Origin of the sequence: Prevotella lacticifex (assembly GCF_019973375.1) — a bacterium.
Lineage (GTDB): Bacteria > Bacteroidota > Bacteroidia > Bacteroidales > Bacteroidaceae > Prevotella > Prevotella lacticifex.
Genome location: NZ_BPTV01000006.1, coordinates 1 through 3798, shown reverse-complemented (window position 1 = coordinate 3798; position 3798 = coordinate 1). Strand labels below are relative to the sequence as shown.

General features: G+C 42.2%; 2 protein-coding genes. One reads left to right on the top strand and one right to left on the bottom strand.

The features are described from left to right. Positions 1-235 precede the first annotated feature (235 nt). The gene (locus tag LDN30_RS16450) at positions 236-880 is read left to right on the top strand and encodes an outer membrane beta-barrel protein (protein ID WP_306421529.1); all 645 of its coding nucleotides are present in this window, start codon (positions 236-238) and stop codon (positions 878-880) included. A 462-nt stretch (positions 881-1342) separates the two neighbouring features. On the opposite strand, the gene LDN30_RS16195 is transcribed toward LDN30_RS16450, so the two are convergent. Beyond that, entirely contained in the window at positions 1343-3247 is a 1905-nt protein-coding gene (locus LDN30_RS16195) for an IS1634 family transposase (RefSeq protein WP_223929590.1), read from the bottom strand. Positions 3248-3798 lie beyond the last annotated feature (551 nt).

Genomic DNA, 3798 nt, shown 5'->3' with positions numbered 1-3798 from the left:
AAATTCGTTCATAGCATAAAAAATTCCGCCGTAGGGGACTATGTTATCATATTTTATTGCTACTTTTGCCATGTCATTTAGAATTGAACTATTTTTGTTTTGACACCATAAAGTTAGTGAAAATTCTACAAATGGCAAAACTCTGGGGAACTTATTGTTCCTCAGAGACTTATAAAAAATATTAATAAAGAATTGCGCAAATAGTTGCGGAATTAAGGATATTGAAGAATTTGCAATGCAAATAGCAATCCAGTATTTCCGAACTCCTAAAGAACGACAGGAAGTCATGCAAGTCATTGATGGTTTGTCAAGAAAAGTTAAAATGACTGATTCCAGATGTATAAGTAAAACTATTCTTTCAGAGTTAAATAAACCTTACATTCATAACCCAATTATTGCTCATTTCTGGACTATCTTTGCTAATAATAAATTTATACCTAAATTTAAAGAAATCCTTAAGAATAAGATTTGGCTTACTTGTATTTCTCCAAACGTACCGTTTTATACATCTGATTCGCCTATTATTGTTGATGATCCGAAAAACATCTTCACGATATCAAAGAGTTGGCTGATGACATTCGACATTACCGGCTCCACCCGTGGCCACAACATGACAAACGAAATGTGCTCGCAATGGGGCGTAGACCTCTCCGTGCGCCGCTTCTTCTTGCAGAAGCATCTGCAGATAGCCCTTGCTGCCAATGACATCTTCCACACACGCAACCAGAGCTGGTGGATGAACGTCAAGGATGTGAGACTTTACAAGGATTCTGATGCTGACACACGGCGTGTAACGCTCACCATATCTTATACTTTCAACCCGAAGAAGAGCCGCTACAAGGGTAAGAACGCTGACGAGAAAGAGATGAAACGACTCTGAATCCCCTCACTGCAGAAGAACGTACTAACGCACTTTCTAAGTATCGAGGCAGTGCCTTCGGTCAAGCAACTCACTTCTGAAGAACGTACTAACGCACTTCAGCACCTTTAGAGCGGCCTATTGTTTCGAGGCAGTAAGGGATTGGCTGTTCATGCAAATGACGCAAGAGGCTGAAACAAAGGGGACTGACATATAGCATGATACAAAAAATATGGCTTGAAAAAGGGAAATTCATTATTCAAGCCATATTCATATTGTCACAAATTTTTTATACAAAAACAGACACCTTACATAAAAAAACTCTCCGTAGAGGAGAGTTTCTAATTATTGATTGTGACTCGCATGGGTTCTGAACGCTCCAATGAACTCCAATATTGATTTTCAATTAAGCGTTTAACCCAACTTTGACATCGTATTTTGCTTAGTTGTTCTGTATCAGCAATTTAGTGTTTTTAAAAAGTCCTACTGTGTTCTACAGATTTTTATTTTTTTAAATGGCACTTTACTGATTTTCAACAACTCGTAGATTTCAGCTGCACTATCTGTAGGCACACTGCACAGTCTGGTCTCGACAGCCTCTCCAAGCGCATTTACTGCTGTGGTAGTAACTGCTTTTTGAGTCTTCATGATCCGCATGATCTCCGACCAGTACGGTGTCGAACGCTCCCGCCCATGCTCATCCTTGCCTTGCTTTCGCCGGGCAACCTTCATCTGATGGCGCACGGTGTTTACTATCCAGTAAGCCAGCAGCCCTAAGAAAAGGTGTGCGTCTGCCCTATTGTCAGTCTGGTGGTATATGAGCCTGAGGCTGAGGTCGGTTTTGAGCTGCCGGTTGGAGCATTCTATTTCACGTATAAGATTATAGTAGTTCCAGGTCGTTTCCTCATCTAATTTCTTCACATTGGTTCTGAGGAAGTATGTTCCGTATTCCACCTTGTCCGGGATGTTGACCTCCCATGTCATAGAAGCGACTTTGTCGTGTCCGTCATCCTCAACTTTTATATTGTAATATCGGCTTATAGAGGGATATTTTCCTTGCAGGGCACCGATCCTGTTTTGTACCTTGCCGTAGTTTTTTATCCCGTGTTTTGATTGGGTACTCTTTCTGATTTTTTTCAACCCTTCCTCAAAACGCTCACGGAATTTGCGGTTCATGGATTCTTCCTTCAACGCTTTTGCAGGAGAGTCTATTTTGAGGTAACAGTCGTCATTCTTGGCCGTTGTTACGCGTTGAAGCGTTATCTCGCGCTTCAAGCAATCGCAAACTGTGACTTTGGGAGCATTCTCGGGGGTGGTGTATTCGGTAAGAGCTTTGCGGGATACACAAAGATAGTTGTATCCTTTGTCCCTTATAGTCTTGAGGTTATCTTCAGTTGAGATACCTGCGTCAATGACTACAAGCACTCCCTCGTTATCGGGACATTTGGCCGGATTCTCAGCAATAAGCTCGTCCACCATGTTGGGAAGTGACTTTGGATCGGCGGTATTGCCTTCCAGTACCGCACTGTAACGTATGAAGCCGTCAGTATTGATGCATAGCGCGAGGACAAGCAGCTTGCAGTCGCTGCGTTTCTCCTTTGAACGGCCAAAGGCAGCCTTCTTGCTGCCGGTCTTGCGTCCCTCAAAATAAAAGTTGGTGAGATCGAAGAGCATAATGCGGTTGGTCGGTTTGAAGAGGTCGTCGGTCTTGTGGCAAAGATACTTCTCAAGCTTATCCTTTATGGAATAAAGGTCATCGGCAACTCGATATATCCTCCTTGGAGTTATTTTGGCCATAGGAAGGTCAAGGAGTTCGCACACTGCAGAGTTCTCTTTTATAATGGATATTGACTTTAATTCGGACGGAGTATAGGCCGCCCTCGTAATAAGATGGGCCAAAGTGACCTTCACCTTGTCCTCAGACCATCCCAAAGAACGGAGAAATGTATCCAGACCAAGTTTACGAATCGTTTGCAGGCATAGCCATTCGCAGCCGACTTCCCTTGCGTCTGTATGCCTCATAGTGTCAACATCTATCCGTTTCCTGGCCTTGGACTTGCTTCTCTCGTAGGCGTTGCCCACAATATCAAGTTTTTCCTCCTCGACAAGTCTGGCCCAGTACGCATGCACTCTGTCACGAACCACTTCCGAGTAACCTTGCAGTTTCTCATCCCAAAGTTGGACATCCTTCTGGTGATTGTACAGATACGTCAGTCCACGCGCAACATCTCTTATCTGCTCTGGGGATAGGTCATGTATAAACCCGACATTGAGCAATATCAAAGTACATACCCTACCGCTGGCATCGCGATAGGACTCCTTCAGACGGTAATACTTCTCGTCTTTACACGTCTGTGGGTTGTAACGTATTTGGGACGTAAAATTCATGCCGCAAAGATAAGCAATCCCTACGACATTGCTGTGTTCTACATTGCGATTTTGAGCAGTTTGACCACGCAAACCCCTATAAACACTGGAAAAAATTCTGAAAAAAAACATTAGAGCGTCAAACTTGGGTTAACACTTAGATTCTTACCGTAAAACACAACTTCGCAAATTTGCATTTGCAATCCCAGCCCTTTGAAAAGGATTGCATTTTCCACTTGCTCAGCACTTCAACAAGGCTAAAAATGTACGAAAAATAGATTTTGTATTTTTAACGAAATTCAGCTTTCTCAACAGAAATCGCCTATTTTATTAAAGAAACCTCCATTTGAGACACTATACAATTTGGCCCTTGCTTTGCCGTTTCTGGCTTAGCAAGGGCTTTCTTTCGTAGAAAGCCCGTTTAAACTTCCCCTTGTTTTAGTCCCTGCATAATTATTTTTGCCAATATTATTGGTAATTTCTTGCAGATATGGCCATTTATTTGTACCTTTGTATAGTTCTTTTAATTATATAGATACTATACATATTTATGGCTATTCCAGAAGAGATAA

What these genes read in the sequence shown, in the direction of transcription:
- LDN30_RS16450 (WP_306421529.1), top strand. Translation starts at nt 236, where the DNA reads ATGCAAATAGCAATCCAGTATTTCCGAACTCCTAAAGAACGACAGGAA.
- LDN30_RS16195 (WP_223929590.1), bottom strand. Translation starts at nt 3,247, where the DNA reads ATGAATTTTACGTCCCAAATACGTTACAACCCACAGACGTGTAAAGAC.